20 protein-coding genes and 1 other annotated feature are annotated in these 18,700 nt (G+C 56.6%); of the genes, 10 read left to right on the top strand and 10 right to left on the bottom strand.

Annotated features, from left to right (window positions below; all coding sequences use genetic code 11):
* Positions 1 to 18: 18 nt before the first annotated feature.
* Together ACSBQV_RS13670 and ACSBQV_RS13665 are read right to left on the bottom strand one after the other, a co-directional pair.
* Complete coding sequence (locus tag ACSBQV_RS13670) at positions 19 to 1,308, bottom strand: HlyC/CorC family transporter (RefSeq protein ID WP_016929024.1); 1,290 nt, start codon at positions 1,306 to 1,308, stop codon at positions 19 to 21.
* A gap of 42 nt (positions 1,309 to 1,350) precedes the next feature.
* Positions 1,351 to 2,142: a cytochrome C assembly family protein gene (locus ACSBQV_RS13665; protein ID WP_004932506.1), complete on the bottom strand. Its 792-nt coding sequence runs from the start codon at positions 2,140 to 2,142 to the stop codon at positions 1,351 to 1,353.
* A gap of 169 nt (positions 2,143 to 2,311) precedes the next feature.
* On the opposite strand from ACSBQV_RS13665, the gene ffh reads away from it, so the two are divergent.
* The 5 genes from ffh (at position 2,312) to rplS (ending at position 5,928) form a co-directional block, all read left to right on the top strand.
* Entirely contained in the window at positions 2,312 to 3,673 is a 1,362-nt protein-coding gene (gene ffh / locus ACSBQV_RS13660; protein ID WP_004932504.1) for a signal recognition particle protein, read from the top strand.
* Positions 3,674 to 3,887: 214 nt separating this feature from the next.
* Entirely contained in the window at positions 3,888 to 4,136 is a 249-nt protein-coding gene (gene rpsP / locus ACSBQV_RS13655) for a 30S ribosomal protein S16 (RefSeq protein ID WP_004932501.1), read from the top strand.
* Positions 4,137 to 4,154: 18 nt separating this feature from the next.
* Complete coding sequence (gene rimM, locus ACSBQV_RS13650; protein ID WP_019455135.1) at positions 4,155 to 4,703, top strand: ribosome maturation factor RimM; 549 nt, start codon at positions 4,155 to 4,157, stop codon at positions 4,701 to 4,703.
* Positions 4,704 to 4,755: 52 nt separating this feature from the next.
* Positions 4,756 to 5,523: a tRNA (guanosine(37)-N1)-methyltransferase TrmD gene (gene trmD, locus ACSBQV_RS13645; RefSeq protein WP_004932485.1), complete on the top strand. Its 768-nt coding sequence runs from the start codon at positions 4,756 to 4,758 to the stop codon at positions 5,521 to 5,523.
* 48 nt (positions 5,524 to 5,571) lie between these two features.
* Positions 5,572 to 5,928: a 50S ribosomal protein L19 gene (rplS, locus tag ACSBQV_RS13640; RefSeq protein WP_015376707.1), complete on the top strand. Its 357-nt coding sequence runs from the start codon at positions 5,572 to 5,574 to the stop codon at positions 5,926 to 5,928.
* A gap of 142 nt (positions 5,929 to 6,070) precedes the next feature.
* Here rplS and ACSBQV_RS13635 read toward each other — a convergent pair whose 3' ends face one another.
* The 4 genes from ACSBQV_RS13635 to ACSBQV_RS13620 form a co-directional block, all read right to left on the bottom strand.
* Positions 6,071 to 6,298 carry an ogr/Delta-like zinc finger family protein gene (locus ACSBQV_RS13635; protein WP_021505301.1) on the bottom strand — a complete coding sequence of 76 codons (228 nt, stop codon included), beginning with the start codon at positions 6,296 to 6,298 and terminating at the stop codon, positions 6,071 to 6,073.
* 65 nt (positions 6,299 to 6,363) lie between these two features.
* Positions 6,364 to 6,879, bottom strand: a complete 516-nt coding sequence (locus ACSBQV_RS13630; protein WP_033652733.1) for a lysozyme — start codon at positions 6,877 to 6,879, stop codon at positions 6,364 to 6,366.
* Positions 6,863 to 7,084, bottom strand: a complete 222-nt coding sequence (locus tag ACSBQV_RS13625) for an HP1 family phage holin (RefSeq protein ID WP_033652732.1) — start codon at positions 7,082 to 7,084, stop codon at positions 6,863 to 6,865. The genes ACSBQV_RS13630 and ACSBQV_RS13625 overlap by 17 nt, the downstream gene beginning before the upstream one ends.
* Before the next feature lie 244 nt (positions 7,085 to 7,328).
* Entirely contained in the window at positions 7,329 to 8,093 is a 765-nt protein-coding gene (locus tag ACSBQV_RS13620; protein WP_143557059.1) for a DUF481 domain-containing protein, read from the bottom strand.
* Positions 8,094 to 8,588: 495 nt separating this feature from the next.
* Here ACSBQV_RS13620 and ACSBQV_RS13615 point away from each other — a divergent pair, with 495 nt between their 5' ends.
* Together ACSBQV_RS13615 and tyrA are read left to right on the top strand one after the other, a co-directional pair.
* Complete coding sequence (locus ACSBQV_RS13615; RefSeq protein WP_016929016.1) at positions 8,589 to 9,665, top strand: 3-deoxy-7-phosphoheptulonate synthase; 1,077 nt, start codon at positions 8,589 to 8,591, stop codon at positions 9,663 to 9,665.
* A 3-nt stretch (positions 9,666 to 9,668) separates the two neighbouring features.
* Complete coding sequence (gene tyrA / locus ACSBQV_RS13610) at positions 9,669 to 10,790, top strand: bifunctional chorismate mutase/prephenate dehydrogenase (RefSeq protein WP_099785501.1); 1,122 nt, start codon at positions 9,669 to 9,671, stop codon at positions 10,788 to 10,790.
* 54 nt (positions 10,791 to 10,844) lie between these two features.
* On the opposite strand, the gene pheA is transcribed toward tyrA, so the two are convergent.
* The 4 genes from pheA to bamD form a co-directional block, all read right to left on the bottom strand.
* Positions 10,845 to 12,002 (bottom strand): bifunctional chorismate mutase/prephenate dehydratase, encoded by a 1,158-nt coding sequence (gene pheA, locus ACSBQV_RS13605; protein WP_099785499.1) that lies wholly within the window; start codon positions 12,000 to 12,002, stop codon positions 10,845 to 10,847.
* Positions 12,003 to 12,044: 42 nt separating this feature from the next.
* Positions 12,045 to 12,171 (bottom strand) — a sequence feature (Phe leader region).
* On the bottom strand, positions 12,123 to 12,170 hold the full coding sequence (locus tag ACSBQV_RS13600; protein ID WP_101428074.1) for a hypothetical protein: 48 nt from the start codon (positions 12,168 to 12,170) through the stop codon (positions 12,123 to 12,125). (Overlaps the previous feature by 48 nt.)
* Positions 12,172 to 12,293: 122 nt before the next feature.
* Positions 12,294 to 12,635, bottom strand: a complete 342-nt coding sequence (gene raiA / locus ACSBQV_RS13595; RefSeq protein ID WP_004932457.1) for a ribosome-associated translation inhibitor RaiA — start codon at positions 12,633 to 12,635, stop codon at positions 12,294 to 12,296.
* 312 nt (positions 12,636 to 12,947) lie between these two features.
* Positions 12,948 to 13,679, bottom strand: a complete 732-nt coding sequence (bamD, locus tag ACSBQV_RS13590) for an outer membrane protein assembly factor BamD (RefSeq protein WP_004932456.1) — start codon at positions 13,677 to 13,679, stop codon at positions 12,948 to 12,950.
* A gap of 131 nt (positions 13,680 to 13,810) precedes the next feature.
* Between bamD and rluD the strand changes: the two genes are divergently transcribed.
* The 3 genes from rluD to clpB all read left to right on the top strand — a co-directional run bounded on the left by rluD (position 13,811) and on the right by clpB (position 18,223).
* Positions 13,811 to 14,788: a 23S rRNA pseudouridine(1911/1915/1917) synthase RluD gene (gene rluD, locus ACSBQV_RS13585; protein ID WP_004932452.1), complete on the top strand. Its 978-nt coding sequence runs from the start codon at positions 13,811 to 13,813 to the stop codon at positions 14,786 to 14,788.
* Positions 14,788 to 15,519 (top strand): purine nucleoside phosphorylase YfiH, encoded by a 732-nt coding sequence (gene yfiH, locus ACSBQV_RS13580; protein WP_099785497.1) that lies wholly within the window; start codon positions 14,788 to 14,790, stop codon positions 15,517 to 15,519. Before rluD ends, yfiH begins: the two co-directional genes overlap by 1 nt.
* Positions 15,520 to 15,649: 130 nt before the next feature.
* Positions 15,650 to 18,223, top strand: a complete 2,574-nt coding sequence (gene clpB / locus ACSBQV_RS13575) for an ATP-dependent chaperone ClpB (RefSeq protein WP_025301647.1) — start codon at positions 15,650 to 15,652, stop codon at positions 18,221 to 18,223.
* Positions 18,224 to 18,700: the final 477 nt, after the last annotated feature.

Genomic DNA, 18,700 nt, shown 5'->3' with positions numbered 1-18,700 from the left:
GTTCTGGCCGAGGGCTAATTAATGATGGCCGACGCTGGACTGCAGCGAGGTGATCGGCGTGACCCGCACCTGTTTAATCATGTTGCCCTGCACGTCGAGGATGTCGATATCGTAATGACCGATGCGCACCCGGGTGCCGATTTCGGGGATCTCTTCCAGCTCTTCCAGCAGCATGCCGTTGACGGTACGGGCTTCATTGGCCGGCAAGGTCCAGTTGAAGGCCTTGTTCAGCTCGCGTACGTTGGCGGTGCCGTCGATCAAGACCGAACCGTCGCTTTGCGGCGTGACTTCTTCCGCCAGCGTGGGTGACATCGAGGTGGTGAAATCGCCCACGATCTCCTCGAGGATGTCTTCCACCGTGACCAGGCCCTGAATGTCGCCGTACTCGTCGACCACGATGCCGACCTTCTCTTTGTTGCGCTGGAATTTCACCAGCTGCACGTTGAGCGGCGTGCCTTCCGGAACGAAATAGATCTCATCGGCGGCGCGCAGCAGGTTCTCTTTGTTGAACTCTTTTTTCTCGGTCATCAGGCGGTAGGCTTCGCGCACGCGCAGCATGCCGATCGCATCGTCCAGCGAGCTGCGATACAGCACGATGCGGCCGTGCGGCGAGTGGGTCAGCTGGCGCATGATCGACTTCCAGTCGTCGTTGACGTCGATGCCGACGATCTCGGTGCGCGGTACCATGATGTCGTTGACCGTCACCTTTTCCAGATCCAGCACCGAGATCAGCATGTCCTGATTGCGGCGGGAGATCTGCGACTGGGATTCGCGCACGATAGTGCGCAGCTCATCCTTGCTGACGGCGTCGCTGATGCGCACGTTGGTGCGAATGCCGAACAGGCGCAAGGTCAGGCTGGTGATGCCGTTGAGCAGCCAGACCAGCGGGAACATCACCTTTTGCAACGGGGCGAGCAGGACGCTGCTGGGGAAGGCGATGCGTTCCGGATAGAGTGCGGCGAAGGTCTTCGGCAGCACTTCGGCGAACAGCAACACGGCGAAAGTCAGTATGCCGGTCGCAATCGCCACGCCGAGATCGCCATACAGCCGCATGCCGACGATGGTCGCCAGCGCCGAAGCGAGGATGTTGACCAGGTTGTTGCCGATCAGCACCAGGCCGATCAGCCGATCCGGTTTTTGCAGCAGCTTCTCGACCCGACGCGCCGAGCGGTTGCCCTGTTTGGACAGGTGACGCAGGCGATAACGGTTGAGCGTCATCATGCCGGTTTCGGAGGCGGAGAAGTAAGCGGAGACCACGATCATGATCACCAGGATAATGATGAGGGTCCCCGTCGACACATGCTCCAATGCAGTATTCCTTATAGAGAGGGAGAATTGAGCCAGGCTGGCCTAGCGCACCATCACCTGCTGAATCAGACGGCTGCCGAAGTAGGCGAGCGTCAGCAGGAAGGCGCCGGCGAAGCTGAACCAGACGACGCGGCGGCCGCGCCAGCCCTCATGGTAGTGGCCCCACAACAGCACGATATACACGAACCAGGCCATGATCGACAGCACGGCTTTATGCACGTTCTCTTTGCTGAACAGATTATCCATGTACAGCAGGCCGGTGCACAGGGTGAGCGTCAGCAGCACCACGCCGATCTGGGTGATATGGAACATCTTGCGCTCAATGCTCATCAGCGGCGGCATGTCGGCGCTGAAGGTCAGCTTCTTGTTTTTCAACAGGTAGTCGAGCCAGGCGAGCTGCAAGGCATAGAGCGCGGCGATGATCAGGGTGGCGTAAGAGAACAGCGCCAGGCCGATATGCACCATCAGTTCCGGGCTGGCCTCCAGGTGAGTGATGAACTCGCCGGGCATAAAGCTGGCGAAGGCCAGGTTGATCATCGCGAAGCTGTAGACGATTGGCAGCAGGAACCAGCCGCGATCGCGCGAAGCGACGAAGGTCATCACCGAGCAGATGATCAGGCTGACGATGGAACCAATGTTCAGCAGGCTGAGATTCTGCCCGGCGCTGACGTCAAAGATGCGCTGCTGCAGCGCGATGGCGTGGCAAATCAGCGCCACCACCGCCGAGACGAGGGCAAGCCGACGGTATGCGCTGTTCTTCCGCAACAAACTGGGAATGATCAGTCCAAGGCTGAGCAGGTAGGCCATCAAAGCCACAATGGAGAAAACTGGCATAGCGTTTAATTTTGCTTCGGCGTGGTTAATTGGAGTGTCAGTATAACGTTGCGCGCGTTTCACTCCAACCTATCTCCAACGCTGAGGCAGAGATCCTGCTCGCTTCGTGTTATCATCGGCGCAATTGTGTCGCCGGAGCGGCCTGTCATTACACGTTGAGCATGAGACGATGTTTGAAAATTTAACCGATCGATTGTCGCGCACGTTGCGCAATATCAGCGGCCGCGGGCGGCTGACCGAAGAAAATATCAAGGAAACCCTGCGTGAAGTGCGTATGGCATTGCTGGAAGCGGACGTTGCGCTGCCGGTGGTGCGCGACTTCATCAACCGCGTAAAAGAGAGCGCGGTTGGCCATGAAGTCAACAAGAGCCTGACGCCGGGGCAGGAGTTCGTCAAGATCGTCAAGGGCGAGCTGATCGCCGCGATGGGCGAAGTCAACACCGAGCTGAATCTGGCGGCTCAGCCGCCGGCCGTGGTGCTGATGGCGGGCCTGCAGGGCGCCGGTAAAACCACCAGCGTCGGTAAGCTCGGCAAGTTCCTGAAAGAAAAACAGAAGAAGAAAGTGTTGGTGGTTTCCGCGGACGTTTATCGCCCGGCGGCGATCAAACAGCTGGAAACGCTGGCGGAAGGTGTCGGCATCGATTTCTTCCCGTCCGACGTCAAAGAAAAACCGATCGACATCGTCAACCGCGCGTTGCAGCAGGCCAAGCTGAAGTTCTATGACGTACTGATCGTCGATACCGCCGGCCGTCTGCATGTTGACGAAGCGATGATGGACGAGATCAAACAGGTGCACGCGGCCATCAAGCCGGTGGAAACCCTGTTCGTGGTCGACGCCATGACCGGCCAGGACGCAGCCAATACCGCCAAGGCGTTTAACGAAGCGCTGCCGCTGACCGGCGTGGTGCTGACCAAGGTCGACGGCGATGCGCGCGGCGGTGCGGCGTTGTCCATCCGCCACATCACCGGCAAGCCGATCAAGTTCCTCGGCGTCGGCGAGAAGACCGAAGCGCTGGAGCCGTTCTATCCGGATCGCGTGGCGTCACGCATCCTGGGCATGGGCGACGTGCTGTCGCTGATCGAAGATATCGAAAGCAAGGTCGACCGCGAGCAGGCGGAGAAACTGGCCAACAAGCTGAAGAAGGGCGACGGTTTCGATCTGACCGACTTCCTGGAGCAGCTCAAGCAGATGCGCAACATGGGCGGCATGGCCAATATGCTGAGCAAGCTGCCGGGCGCGGGCCAGCTGCCGGATAACGTCAAGTCGCAGATGGACGACAAAGTGTTGGTGCGCATGGAGGCGATCATCAACTCGATGACGCTGAAAGAGCGCGCCAAACCGGAAATCATCAAGGGCTCGCGCAAGCGCCGCATCGCGATGGGGGCCGGCATGCAGGTGCAGGACGTCAACCGCTTGCTGAAGCAGTTCGACGAAATGCAGCGTATGATGAAGAAGATGAAGAAAGGCGGTATGGCGAAGATGATGCGCGGCATGAAAGGTATGATGCCGCCGGGCTTCCCAGGCCGCTGACGGGCCTCCGCACGCCGAGTGCGGGCGCTTTCAGCATTCGCCGTTCGCGGTGAAAACCGCCCGAAATTTGACAGGCTGCAAAAGTTGTCCCCTGCGATCGACGCTTTAGATTGCTTTTTGCGCCAAAATGAGTAAAATTTTCGGGCTTTTTATATTGCAACCGGGCCCCGTCCCTCAATGGGGCCCGGCTGTTTTATTAACTAAAGAGGATGTTATGGTAACAATTCGTTTGGCACGTGGCGGCGCTAAAAAGCGTCCGTTCTATCAAGTAGTAGTGACCGACAGCCGCAACGCTCGTGATGGTCGTTTCATCGAGCGCGTAGGCTTCTTCAACCCGATCGCTTCCGGTCAGGCTGAAGCACTGCGTCTGGACCTGGACCGCATCGAGCACTGGGTTGGTCTGGGTGCAACCGTTTCTGATCGCGTTCACGCGCTGATCAAAGACGCTAAGAAAGCAGCTTAATCTGTCGCGGTGGTGGCAATGAGCAAGCAACTCAAACCGGTAGCGCCTAAGCAGCCGATTGTACTCGGTAAAATGGGGTCCGCTTACGGCATTCGTGGTTGGCTCAGAGTGTTTTCATCCACCGAGAACGCCGAAAGCATTTTTGACTATCAGCCGTGGTTTATCCAGCAGGCGGGTCAGTGGCAGCATATCGAGTTGGAAGACTGGAAGCGCCACAGTCAGGATCTGATCATCAAAGTCAAAGGCATTGACGATCGGGACGCGGCGAATCTGCTGACCAATCGCGAGATTATGGTGGATTCTGAGCAACTTCCTCCGCTGGAGGGTGATGATTACTACTGGAAAGACCTGATGGGCTGCCAGGTAGTCACCACCGCCGGCTACGAGCTGGGTAAAGTCATCGATATGATGGAAACCGGCTCGAACGATGTGATGGTTGTGAAAGCGAACCTGAAAGATGCGTTCGGCATGAAGGAGCGGTTGATTCCGTTTCTTCATGGGCAGGTTATCAAGAAAGTCGATCTCACTGCCCGCGTGATTGAGGCAGATTGGGATCCTGGTTTTTGACCCCCGGATCAAACGGTCGAAGCAAGTGGAATAACGGTAAGGGGATTGGCTTGTGTTCATCGGTATTGTAAGCCTGTTTCCTGAGATGTTCCGCGCTATCACCGATTACGGGGTGACTGGCCGGGCAGTAAAAAATGGCCTGCTGAGCGTGCAGTGTTGGAGTCCACGCGACTTCACCTACGACCGGCATCGTACCGTGGACGATCGCCCTTACGGCGGTGGCCCGGGAATGCTGATGATGGTGCAACCTTTACGGGAAGCCATTCATGCGGCGAAAGCAGCGGCAGGCGAGGGAGCAAAGGTGATTTATCTGTCACCTCAGGGGCGCAAGCTGGATCAAACCGGCGTGTGCGAACTGGCGGCCAATCAGAAGATGATTCTGGTGTGCGGCCGTTATGAAGGGATAGACGAGCGCGTAATCCAAACCGAAATTGACGAAGAATGGTCAATCGGCGATTACGTTCTCAGCGGCGGGGAACTGCCGGCGATGACCCTGATTGATTCAGTCGCCCGTTTCATACCGGGTGTGCTGGGCCATCAGGCCTCAGCGGAGGAAGACTCCTTCGCCGACGGATTGCTGGACTGCCCGCACTATACCCGCCCCGAGGTGTTGGAAGGAATGGAAGTACCGCCGGTTCTGCTGTCGGGCAACCATGCCGAGATACGTCGCTGGCGCTTAAAGCAGTCGCTGGGCCGAACCTGGCTTAGAAGACCTGAACTTCTAGAAAGCCTAGCTCTGACTGACGAGCAAGCGGTGTTGCTGGCTGAGTTCCAACGGGAACATCAGGCCAGGCAACAGGACTATGAAGGAAACGTCTGACATCAGACGGGACCGATATATCAGTTTACCTAGGGTAAGAGACATATTATGAGCAACATTATTAAGCAACTTGAACAAGAGCAGATGAAACAAGACGTACCTGCATTCCGTCCGGGTGATTCCGTGGAAGTGAAGGTATGGGTCGTTGAAGGTAGCAAAAAACGTCTGCAGGCATTCGAGGGCGTGGTTATCGCTATCCGTAACCGCGGTCTGCACTCTGCATTCACTGTTCGTAAGATTTCCAACGGCGAAGGTGTTGAGCGCGTATTCCAGACTCACTCCCCAGTAATCGACAGCATTACTGTTAAACGTCGTGGTGCCGTTCGTAAAGCTAAACTGTACTACCTGCGTGAACGTACTGGTAAGGCTGCTCGTATCAAAGAGCGTCTGAACCGCGTTAACTAACGCTGCATCCAAAAGTTAATAGTTATCAGGGGTTGGCCTATGCCAACCCCTTTTTTTATCTGAAAATCCGGCTGCGTTGCATTTGCGAGATTTGGCCACGTTGTAGCGACATTAAAAAGCCTGCATCAGCAGGCTTTTTGCATTACAGCGCGGCGGCGCTGTGTTTCTGCTGACTCTCCGGCGGGTGAGGCTGCGCCGGGATAATGTCATCGCCAGGTTTGACGATCACCCGCGCGACGGATTCGTGCGTGGCGAACGTGCAGCTGCAATTGATGTTGCGGCATTGATGGTAACGCTCTTTGGTCGACTCGCTCAGATAGCGGCTGGAGCGAGTGTGGGCCACGTGACCGCATAATGGACAGTGCATCATAAGAACCCCCTTGAACAAAATTAAGTGAAATTGTTGTGGCATCACCACTTAGGCGAGCGAGCCCGTCATGATGAGGCAATACCTTGCAAGCACAGTGCGCGTTCCATGGCGCGTCGCTGTTCCAGCCCCTTGTTTTTCTTTCCATTTACATAAACCCAGCGTGGCAACTGATCGCAGGCCTGCTGCCACTGACCCTGCTGCAGCAGCGCGACCAGCGTGGAATGGCAGGCGGCGCTGATACCCACGTTGAAGGCGAAGGCGATCACCGCATCATAGGTTTCTTGCGAGAGCGTTTGCGGTAGACAGGCGGCCATACCGCGCTCGGTGCGGCGAACATCGTCTACCAAATCCGCAGCGGCTTTCCGTTCATCTATCGCCTTGCCAGGGATGACGCCGGCGGTGTGCCCAATGCCCTGTGTCCATACCCCGGCGTTGCACTGGTAAGGAGACAGCCGGCAACCTTCGAGATCGGCGATCAGCCTGAGGCCGGTTTCTGAGGTTTGCAGCTCGCCGAACGACGGCAACAACACGGCGATGGCTAAAACGGCGGCGACGCTGCAGCGTTTAACGATTGCACTCATCGAAAATTTTCCTCCGTGATGCCGCATTGCGCTCAATAGCCTTCAAGATCTGCAGGCTTTTACGTCGGTAATACCAGTTCACCAGGAAAGTGCCGATGCCTACTGCGGCGCCGACTAAAAAGGCAATGTCCTGCGGAGACAGTTTGCCCAGCCAGGCGAGGAACAGCGCCATGGCATAGGTGATGAATGAGGTGATTTTCTCCATAGCTTATGCTCGCTTCGTTTACAGAACCTCGGGATCCGAAGGCATCGACGCTTGGCAGCTCGCTATCGATATCCGTCATGCTCCTAGCCTGTATAATAATTACTGTATATGCATACAGTATTAAGCTATTTGCTAAAGTCGTCAATGGGTGGGGTGAATATTTTTAGCAGATTGTGCAAAAGGTGACTGCGCGCATAAAAAAAGCCCATCGATGATGGGCTTCGAGAAATAATGGGCGGGCAGGTTACAGGCCGTAGACCAGCGTGACCGAGGTTGTCGTGTCGGTGTTCTTCGGCGCAGAGGCCGGTGGCTTGCTGTTATAGGTCACGGTGTAAGCTACACGCAGTGAAAAGCGATCGTTGATCGCCACGTTCAATGCGCTTTCCGAGTTCAGCGTGGTCTCTTCGTTCGCCAGTGCGGAGACGCCCTGAATGAACTTGGTGTTATCGGTCAGCTGATAGGAATAGTTGGCCGCGCCATAGGCCAGCCCTTTGGTCGAGCGGCCGCCGCCATGGTATTCGTCATGGCGCACGCCGGGACCGAATTCCACCCGCAGGTCGCTGAGCGGCCCGTTGAGGAGTTGACGGCCATAGCCGCTGGTCAGCGTGGAGCGTGAGTCGTAACCGTTGAAACGGTCGCTCAGCCAGCTGGCCTGGCCAAACAGGTAGTTGCGATCGGTCAGGTTATAGCGCGTACGGCCGCCGGCCTGATACTTTTCGGACGAGCGAACGTTGGAGGAGGTGGTGTTGTTGGCCGCCCCCCACAGGCTGTACGCCGCGTCGGTATTGAACCAGGTCATGTTGGTATTGGCCAACAGAGTGGAACTCTGCGAGTTGCCGGACTGGGCGTTGTAGCCCGCCTGCACGTTGCCTTCGAACGGTTTCTTGGCGGTGGCCGGATCGTCCATCGCGGTGAAAAGCGTATTGTCGGCAAGGGCTGAAACACTGGTGAAAGTCGTTAAGCAGCAAATATACAGCGGAAAAGCGCGACGAGCGCGAGAAAAGAGCATCTTGGATCCAGTTGTTAAGGGTGATTATTGTTGATGACGGTCACATTATATCGGTTCATTTCGGCGACAAAAATAGCCGCCATTAGCTTAAGTTTTTAATTTTTATTCCTCATTTATTCGCTTTTCTTCTACTTAAATTCATCGCTTTCGGCGGCATTTCGTGCTGATCCTGCTTTGCCCGGCCGTCGGTGCCGAGATGGGTTGCGCATCCTCGGTGTAAAATCAGGTGTACAATTATATTTACATTCAATGGTTTTATTAGGCAGGAGAAGGTAAAGCGTGGTGATGGGTTTTTTATTTGGCTAACCATATGTATTAATTGTTTTTAATTCTATTTGTGCAACCCTTTTTCAAAGGCGATTTAATCACGATGACTACGGTAATTTTTTATTTACGGAAAATGGATTGAAAACTTTACATATCGTGATAGGGTAGACCCCTGAAACGCTCAATGTTCCATTTCAACGCATAACGTCAAACGACAGGAATAGCATCATGCAAAAAGACGCGCTCAATAACGTACACATCAGTGCAGAACAGGTTCTCATCACGCCGGAGGAGCTGAAGAACCAGTTCCCGCTCAGCGCCGACGACGAAAATGAAATCGCCACTGCGCGTAACACCATCGCCAACATTTTGCAGGGGCGGGATCATCGCCTGTTGGTGGTGTGCGGGCCTTGTTCAATCCACGATCCGGATGCGGCGCTGGACTACGCCCGTCGTTTGAAAACCCTGGCGGCTGACTTGAGCGATCAGCTGTATATCGTTATGCGCGTCTACTTTGAAAAACCCAGAACCACTGTCGGCTGGAAAGGTTTGATCAACGATCCGTACATGGACGGTTCGTTTGACGTTGAAGCAGGCTTGCATATCGCGCGTCGCCTGTTGCTGGATCTGGTGGGCATGGGCTTGCCGTTGGCTACCGAAGCGTTGGATCCGAACAGCCCGCAGTACCTGGGCGACTTGTTCAGCTGGTCGGCGATCGGCGCGCGTACCACCGAATCTCAGACCCACCGTGAAATGGCATCCGGCCTGTCGATGCCGGTCGGGTTCAAAAACGGCACCGACGGCAGCCTGGGCACCGCCATCAATGCCATGCGTGCCGCCGCTATGCCGCATCGCTTCGTCGGCATCAACCAGGCAGGCCAGGTTTGCCTGCTGCAGACTCAAGGCAACCCGGATGGGCACGTGATCCTGCGCGGCGGCAAAACTCCGAACTACAGTGCCGAACACGTTGCGGCCTGTGAAAAACAGATGCTCGAGGCGGGACTCCACCCGTCCTTGATGATAGATTGCAGCCATGGCAACTCGAATAAAGACTATCGCCGTCAGCCGGCGGTTGCCGAGTCCGTGGTGGAGCAGATCAAGGCGGGTAACCGCTCAATCACCGGCATTATGCTGGAGAGCCATCTGCATGAGGGCAATCAGTCTTCCGAACAGCCGCGTGCAGACATGCGTTACGGTGTGTCCGTCACCGACGCCTGCATCAACTGGGAGAGTACGGAAACCCTGCTGCGTCACATGCATCAGGAACTCGGCGCTGCGCTGACGGCCCGCACGGGAGAAAAGTAAGTTATGGTGGCAGAACTGACCGCGCTGCGCGATCAAATCGATGAGGTGGATAAAGCGCTGCTGGATCTGTTGGCGAAACGCCTGCATCTGGTAGCGGAGGTGGGCGAAGTCAAAAGCCGTCATGGCCTGCCGGTTTACGTACCGGAGCGCGAAGCCGCGATGCTGGCCTCGCGCCGCCGGGAGGCGGAAAATCTCGGCGTGCCGCCGGATCTGATCGAAGACGTGTTGCGCCGCGTGATGCGCGAGTCTTACGTCAGCGAGAACGATAAGGGCTTTAAAACCCTGTGCCCGCAGCTGAGGCCGATCGTCATTATCGGCGGCAACGGCCAAATGGGTAGGCTGTTCAATCGCTTGCTGACGTTGTCGGGTTATCAGGTCAGGGTATTGGATCAGGAAGATTGGCCGCAGGCGGAGCAGCTGTTGGCGGATGCCGGCATGGTGATCGTCAGCGTGCCGATCCACGTGACCGAGCAGGTGATAAGCCGCCTGCCGACGCTGCCTGCCGACTGTATTCTGGTGGATCTGGCGTCGGTGAAGAACCGGCCTTTGCACGCGATGTTGGCGGCGCACAGTGGCCCGGTGGTCGGTCTGCATCCGATGTTCGGCCCGGACGTGGGCAGCGTGGCGAAGCAGGTGGTGGTCTACTGCGACGGCCGTCAGCCGGAGGCTTACCAGTGGCTGCTTGAACAGTTGCAGGTGTGGGGCGCGCGGTTGCATCGCATCAGCGCGGCCGAGCACGATCAGAATATGGCGTTTATTCAGGCGCTGCGGCACTTCGCCACCTTCGCCTACGGGCTGCACCTGGCGGAAGAGAACGTGCAACTGGAGCAGCTGCTGGCGCTCTCTTCACCAATCTACCGGCTGGAGCTGGCGATGGTTGGCCGCCTGTTCGCGCAGGATCCGCAGCTGTACGCTGATATCATCATGTCGTCGGAAGAAAACGTGGCGTTGATTAAGCGTTACTACCAGCGCTTCGGCGAGGCGATAACGCTGTTGGAGCATGGCGACAAACAGGCGTTTATCGAAAGCTTCCGCAAGGTAGAGCATTGGTTCGGCGATTACGCCCAGCGCTTCCTGGTGGAGAGCCGTACGCTGTTGCGGCAGGCTAACGACAGCCGGCAGTAAAACGCGGGCAGTAAACATAAAGGGTTCGGCTTGGCCGAACCCTTTTTTACGGCTTCAGGATGGGTTGACCGGCACCACGGTGTCGCTTGGGTAACAACCCAGCACCTTCAGTGAGCGAGTGATCGGCGCCAGATCGCGCAGCGCTTTTTGCATCGCCTCGGCGCGCAGGTTGGCCTGCACATCGATATAGAACATCTCCTCCCACGGATTGCCGTTGATCGGACGGGATTCCAGCTTGGTCATGATGATGCCGTTATCGCGCAATACCAGCAGCGCCTCGACCAGCGCGCCGGATTGCTGGCCGGTCGCCATGATCAGCGTGGTTTTTGCCGGCACCTGTTCGGAGACATCGATCGCTTTGCGCGCCAGGACGATGAAGCGAGTGATGTTTTGCTGCTGGTTGGCGAGATTGTGTTCCAGCACTTGCAGCCCGTACAGCGCGCCGCCGGCCTCGCTGCCCAGCGCAGCCACCTTCGGCGAATTCAGCTTGGCAACTTTCTCCATCGCGGCCGCCGTGCTTTCGGTGTATTCGATTTTCCAGTGCGGGAAGCGGTTAAGGAACTGGCTGCACTGTTGGAACGGCTGCGGATGGCTGTAGACGGTTTCAATCTGGCTCAGATCGCTGTCGCCGGCGATCAGAACGCAGTGGTTGATCGGGTTAGTCAGTTCGCCGACGATCGACAGGCTGGTGTGTTGCAGCAGATCGTAGACCTCGTTTATCGAGCCGGAGCTGGTGTTCTCGATCGGCAAAATCGCGTAGTCCGCCTGGCCGGTTTCCACCTGGGCGAAAATATCCTGAAACTTCTGGCAGCCACATTCAATCAGCCGATCGAAATGGCGAGCGGCATATTGCCGTGCCGCCAGATGTGAGTAAGAGCCTTTCGGGCCGAGGAAGGCGATGCGTGCGGCGTGTTGGCTGACGGGGTTGAGCTGGTGCTGCAGCAGCGCTTGCTGGGTCAGGACGGAATCTTCGATAATCAGTTGAAACAGACGGGTGACGTAGAAGCCGTCCAGATCGTAAGGCTTGGCGGCGGCGATCAGCGCATCCAGCAGATCGCGTTCGCGCTCTTTATCGCGGATCGGGCGGTGGGAGTGCAGCTTGGTCTTGCCGACTTCGATCGCCAGTTCACGGCGTTCTGCCAGCAAGGCCAACAGTTTCAAGTCCAGTGCGCTGATGCGCTCGCGCAGCACCAATAACGGGTTGTCAGTCATAATCAGCTTCCGCCTTCAGTTCTTATTCGTTGTAAAACAGCCATAAAAAAAGCCCCCTGTTTCCAGGAGGCCTTGTTGTTCGTCTTCGCATTCTTTCTCACACGACGAAACGCCTCCCAGTCAGGGGAAGGTAAAAAAGAATGCGAAGAAAAACGGTGTGCGTGGCATGGTCTACCTAAGGTTAATGCGAACAGGTTTTAAAGTAACCGCTGGCTTTTACCCCGTCAACAAAAATACCCGACAAAAAACGCGCCCTCGGGCGCGTTTGATGCGGCAATCGCTGTCGGACGGTTATTCCTGCTCTTGCGTGACTTCCGGCACGATGTCTTTCACGCTGGCATTGCAGCGGCGCGCTTCGCCTTTGTGCTGCACCTTGTTCAGCTGGCGCTCCAGCTTGGCGATCAGCTCATTAACGGCGGTGTACATGTCATCATGTTTGGCGCTGGCGACCAGCGGGCCGTTAGGCGTGGTAATGGTAGCGTCGGCGACAAACCCCTGCGGTTCTTTAGATAAGACGATATGCGGGTTAATCAGCTGGGTCTGCCATTTTTCCAGTTTGGTGAGACGGTCTTCGACGTGATTGCGGATTGCGGGAGTGATATCCATTTGTTTGCTGGTAATGTTCAATGTCATATAACTTACCTCTCTGTCTTTCCGTCTTGGTGAATCCAGCATACCCCGCTTTTTGTTTAAATGCGTGATGTAAATCACGATTTTTTGTCACTTTTTGCAAAGTTAGTTCAATCTGTGATTCAGCATCTGAATTGGCTATCTAATGCTTGAGAGTTGCCGCCGGATGGCGCATTATCGATGAGTTGACCGGTGAGGAGCGCTAGCTAACTCCGTGTTTTTACTTGTGTATTTTTCCAGTAAAAAACCGGTCCACGCCAATGAAAACGGCAGCCGAAGCTGCCGTTTTGTTTTTCTGCCGTTGCCGACGCGCGCTTATTGCGGGTTGGCGGCGATCACTTTGGCCACTTTGTCAGCCTGGCCGTTCAGCTGCAGCTGCTTGTAGGCATTTTCCATCAGCGGCAACACGTCGTGCGTTGCTTTGGTATCCGGGAATTCACGCAACATCTGCTCGGCGCGATTAACGACCGCGACGTAAGCACCGCGTTTAGTGTAGTATTCCGCCACCGAAAGCTCATACTTGGCCAAACGGTCTTTCAGATACACCAAACGCTTGTTGGCGTCGGTCGCGTATTGGCTGTTCGGGTATTGCTGAATCAACTGGCTGAAGTCGCGGAACGCAGCGCGAGCGTGCTGAGGATCGCGGTCAGAACGGTCAACCCCGAAGAAGCCCTGCAGTGCGCTGTCATCGAGCGCCATGTCGGTCAGGCCGCGCATGTACATCACGTAATCGATGTTCGGGTGCGTCGGGTTCAGACGCATGAAGCGATCGATGGATGCCTGAGCCATCGGCAAGTCGGCAGCCTTATAGTAGGCGTAAATCAAATCCAGCTGGACCTGCTGGGAATACGGCCCGAAAGGATAGCGGTTATCTAACGCTTCGAGTTGCGTAATCGCGCCCTTGAAGTTACCGTCCTGCAGTTTTTGCTGCGCGGTAGCATAGATTTCCGAAGGTGGGTTGTCGGGAACCGCATCCTTGGATGTGGAGCAACCTGCCAGCGCCAGGCTCAACGTGGCTGCCGCCACCAGATATTTCATACGCGTCATGACGTTTTGATTATCCTCAGGGTGTTATTCCGGGAGACTGTCCGTTAAGCTCCCGACAAAGACCAGGTACAATAGCACATTATATTAAACGGCATCGCCGTGAAAACCCAACGTTAACGAAGAAGCTGCATATGGCACAACAAGTACAACTCACCGCAACGGTGGCCGAATCTCAACTCGGACAACGTTTAGATCAGGCTTTGGCCGAATTGTTCCCTGATTATTCACGATCTCGCATAAAAGAGTGGATCCTGGGCGATCGGGTGAAGGTCAATGGCAAAACGTCCAACAAACCGAAAGAGAAGGTGCTGGGCGGAGAGACCGTCGCCATCGATGCACAGATTGAAGAAGAGGCGCGTTGGGAGCCGCAGGATATCGCGTTGGATATCGTCTATGAAGACAGCGACATCCTGGTGATCAACAAACCGCGCGATCTGGTGGTGCACCCTGGCGCCGGTAACCCGGACGGTACGGTGCTCAATGCGTTGCTGCATCATTACCCGGAAATCGCCGACGTGCCGCGTGCCGGCATCGTACACCGTCTGGATAAAGACACCACCGGTCTGATGGTGGTGGCGAAAACCGTGCCGGCGCAAACCCGGCTGGTGGAAGCGCTGCAGGCGCGTGAAATTACCCGTGAATACGAAGCGGTGGCGATCGGCACCATGACCGCCGGCGGCACGGTAGAAGAGCCAATCGCGCGTCACTCCACCAAGCGCACCCACATGGCGGTACACCCGATGGGTAAACCGGCGGTGACGCACTACCGCATTATGGAACACTTCCGTGCGCACACCCGTCTGCGTCTGCGCCTGGAAACCGGCCGTACTCACCAGATCCGCGTACACATGGCCTATATCAGCCATCCGCTGGTGGGCGATCCGCTGTACGGCGGCCGTCCACGTCCGCCGAAAGGCGCTTCGGAAGCCTTCATCAACACGCTGCGCGGCTTTGACCGCCAGGCGCTGCACGCCACCATGCTGCGTTTGTATCATCCGATCAGCGGTATCCAGATGGAGTGGCATGCGCCGCTGCCGCAGGACATGGTCGATCTGATCAACGCGCTGAAGGCGGACACCGAAGAATTCAAAGATCAGATGGACTGGTAATGAATTCGCTCATTCTGCCCGACTGGCCGTTGCCTCCCGGCGTTAAGGCCTGCAGCACTACGCGCGGCGGCGGCGTCAGCCTGCCGCCTTATGACTCGCTGAACCTCGGCACCCACGTCGGTGACGGGGAGCAAGCGGTGAAGCGCAATCGGGAACGGTTGGTTACCGCCGCCGGCTTGCCGCAGATGCCGGTGTGGCTCGAGCAGGTACACGGCACCCGCGTGGTGACGTTGACGGGGCAAGCGCCCGCCGATCTGCGGGCGGATGCGGTGTACAGCAACGTGCCGGGGCAGGTGTGTGCCGTGATGACGGCGGATTGTCTGCCGGTGCTGTTCTGCTCGCAGAACGGCGATGAAGTGGCCGCCGCCCACGCCGGCTGGCGTGGGTTGTGCCACGGCGTGCTGGAACAAACCGTGGCGGCGTTCAGCGCCGAGCCGGGCCAGATCCGCGCCTGGCTGGGGCCGGCGATCGGCCCGCAGCAGTTTGAAGTCGGGCCGGAGGTGCGTGCCGCCTTTATCGCGGAAGACGCCGAAGCCGCGGCGGCGTTTATGCCGCACGGCGATAAGTTTTTGGCTAATATCTACTTACTGGCTCGCCAACGTTTGTTACGGGCAGGCGTGCAGGCCATCTATGGTGGTGACCGCTGCACGGTTAACGAAAAGAGTCATTTTTTCTCCTATCGACGCGATGGAATAACCGGACGTCTGGCAAGTTTAATCTGGCTGATATAACCTATTGAATTAGGACGATCCAACGACGCATGGCGTTGTACCGAAAATTTAGCGTCGAGATAACCTTGAAAATTTGAGGGATGACCTCATTTAATCTCCAGTAGCAATTTCGACCCATCTTGGAGGTGTTATGCGTCTGGATCGTCTTACCAACAAATTCCAGCTTGCCCTCGCCGATGCCCAGTCACTAGCCCTTGGGCACGACAACCAGTTTATTGAACCGCTACATCTGATGAGCGCCCTGCTTAATCAGGAAGGGGGCACGGTTCGTCCACTATTAACTTCCGCAGGTATCGATGCCGGGCGCGTGCGCACCGAAATCGAACAGGCGCTGTCCCGTTTACCGCAGGTAGAAGGCACCGGTGGCGACGTTCAACCGTCCCACGAGCTGGTGCGCGTCTTGAACCTGTGCGACAAGCTGGCGCAGAAGCGCGCGGACAAATTCATTTCTTCCGAGCTGTTTGTGCTTGCGGTGCTGGAAGACCGCGGCTCGTTGACCGACTTGTTGAAAGCGGCCGGCGCAACGGCCGACAAAATCAGCAAAGCCATTGAACAAATGAGAGGCGGTGACAGCGTGGAAGACCAAGGCGCCGAAGACCAACGGCAAGCATTGAAGAAATACACGATCGATCTGACCGAACGCGCCGAGCAGGGCAAACTTGACCCGGTAATCGGCCGTGACGAAGAGATCCGCCGCACCATTCAGGTGCTGCAGCGCCGTACCAAAAACAACCCGGTGCTGATCGGCGAGCCTGGCGTGGGTAAAACCGCCATCGTCGAAGGCCTGGCGCAGCGCATCATCAACGGCGAAGTGCCTGAAGGGCTGAAGCACAAGCGCGTATTGTCCCTCGATATGGGCGCCTTGATCGCCGGCGCCAAATATCGCGGCGAGTTTGAAGAGCGTCTGAAAGGCGTGCTCAACGATCTGGCCAAGCAGGAAGGCAGCGTTATCCTGTTTATCGACGAACTGCATACCATGGTCGGTGCCGGTAAGGCGGATGGCGCGATGGACGCAGGCAACATGCTGAAGCCGGCGCTGGCGCGCGGCGAACTGCACTGCGTCGGTGCCACCACGCTGGATGAATACCGTCAATATATAGAGAAGGATGCGGCGCTCGAACGTCGTTTCCAGAAAGTGTATGTGGCTGAGCCGAGCGTGGAAGACACCATTGCTATTCTGCGCGGCCTGAAAGAGCGTTACGAACTGCACCACCACGTGCAGATAACCGACCCGGCCATTGTGGCGGCGGCAACGCTTTCGCACCGCTATATCGCCGATCGTCAATTGCCGGACAAGGCTATTGACCTTATCGATGAAGCGGCGTCCAGCATTCGCATGCAGATGGACTCCAAGCCGGAGTCGCTCGACAGGCTTGAGCGCCGCATCATCCAATTGAAACTGGAACAGCAGGCGCTGAATAAAGAGTCTGACGACGCCAGCAAGAAACGCCTGGACATGCTCAGCGATGAGCTGGGGCAGAAAGAGCGCGAATACTCGGAGCTGGAAGAAGAGTGGAAAGCGGAAAAAGCGTCGCTCTCCGGCACCCAGAACATCAAGGCAGAACTCGAGCAGGCCAAAATCACCCTGGAGCAGGCGCGTCGCGTCGGCGATCTGGGGCGGATGTCGGAACTGCAGTACGGCAAAATCCCTGAGCTGGAAAAACAGCTCGCCGCCGCCACGCAGGCCGAAGGCAAGAGCATGAAGCTGCTGCGCAACCGGGTGACCGATGCGGAGATTGCCGAAGTGCTGGCGCGTGCCACCGGGATCCCGGTCGCAAGAATGCTGGAAGGCGAGCGCGACAAGCTGCTGCGCCTGGAACAAGAACTGCATTCGCGAGTGATTGGCCAGGACGAAGCGGTCAGCGCAGTCTCCAATGCGATTCGCCGCAGCCGTGCGGGGCTGTCCGATCCTAACCGACCGATCGGTTCGTTCCTGTTCCTCGGCCCGACCGGGGTGGGGAAAACCGAGCTCTGCAAGGCGCTGGCTTCGTTCCTGTTCGACAGCGACGACGCCATGGTGCGTATCGATATGTCCGAGTTTATGGAGAAACACTCCGTTTCGCGTCTGGTCGGTGCGCCTCCGGGCTATGTCGGTTATGAAGAGGGCGGCTACCTGACGGAAGCCGTACGTCGCCGGCCTTATTCGGTGATTCTGCTGGATGAAGTCGAGAAAGCGCACCCGGACGTGTTCAATATTCTGTTGCAGGTGTTGGATGACGGCCGCCTGACCGATGGTCAAGGCCGCACCGTCGATTTCCGCAATACCGTGGTGATCATGACGTCCAACCTGGGGTCAGATCTGATCCAGGAGCATTTCGGTCAGATGAACTACGCGCAGATGAAAGAGTCGGTGATGGAGATGGTGAGTCACCACTTCCGTCCGGAGTTCATCAACCGTATCGACGAAGTGGTGGTGTTCCACCCGCTGGGCGAGAAACACATCGCCGCGATCGCCAAGATTCAGTTGTCGCGTCTGTACAAGCGTTTGGAAGAGCGCGGTTACGAAGTGACCATGACCGAACCGGCTCTGGCGCTGTTAAGCAAAACCGGCTACGACCCTGTATATGGCGCGCGCCCGTTGAAACGCGCTATTCAGCAGGAAATCGAGAACCCGCTGGCGCAACAAATCCTGTCCGGCAAGCTGATACCTGGCAAGCTGGTGACTCTGGATGTGGAAAACGACCATATCGTTGCCCGCCAATAACGGCGATTAAGGATAATAAAGATGAAAGGGAGCGGGGGACCGCTCCCTTTTCTTTATCTTCGTTTGTCCCTATTTACAGGGGTTGCCGCTATTACTGCCCTAAAACCGGTATTTTTTGACTAATAAATATCCTAAAAAGTCGTTTTTGGTGATTATTTGAACGCTTGAAAAGTTTTTTGCATTTAGGGGTTGCGGCCTGCCGAGAACTCCCTATAATGCGCCTCCACTGACCGGGAACAACGACTGACAAGCCGCCGGGTCAGCGAGAAGAAAGCGAAATAAACGCTTGACTCTCCGGGGGAAAAGCGTAATATACGCCACCTCGAGTTAGCAAGCGAAAGCGCCTAACTCACTGCTCTTTAACAATTTATCAGACAATCTGTGTGGGCACTCCACAAGACGATATCCAGCATCTTCGGATGCAAAAAAATATCAAGTCTTGAAGAGTGACTAACTGAAGTAAAATTCATGCAGTAA

Source organism: Serratia sp. B501 (genome assembly GCF_051172315.1).
In the GTDB taxonomy this organism is placed as follows: Bacteria; Pseudomonadota; Gammaproteobacteria; order Enterobacterales; family Enterobacteriaceae; genus Serratia; species Serratia ureilytica.
Note: the sequence above shows the minus strand (reverse complement) of the source record. Positions and strands in the feature narration are given on the sequence as shown.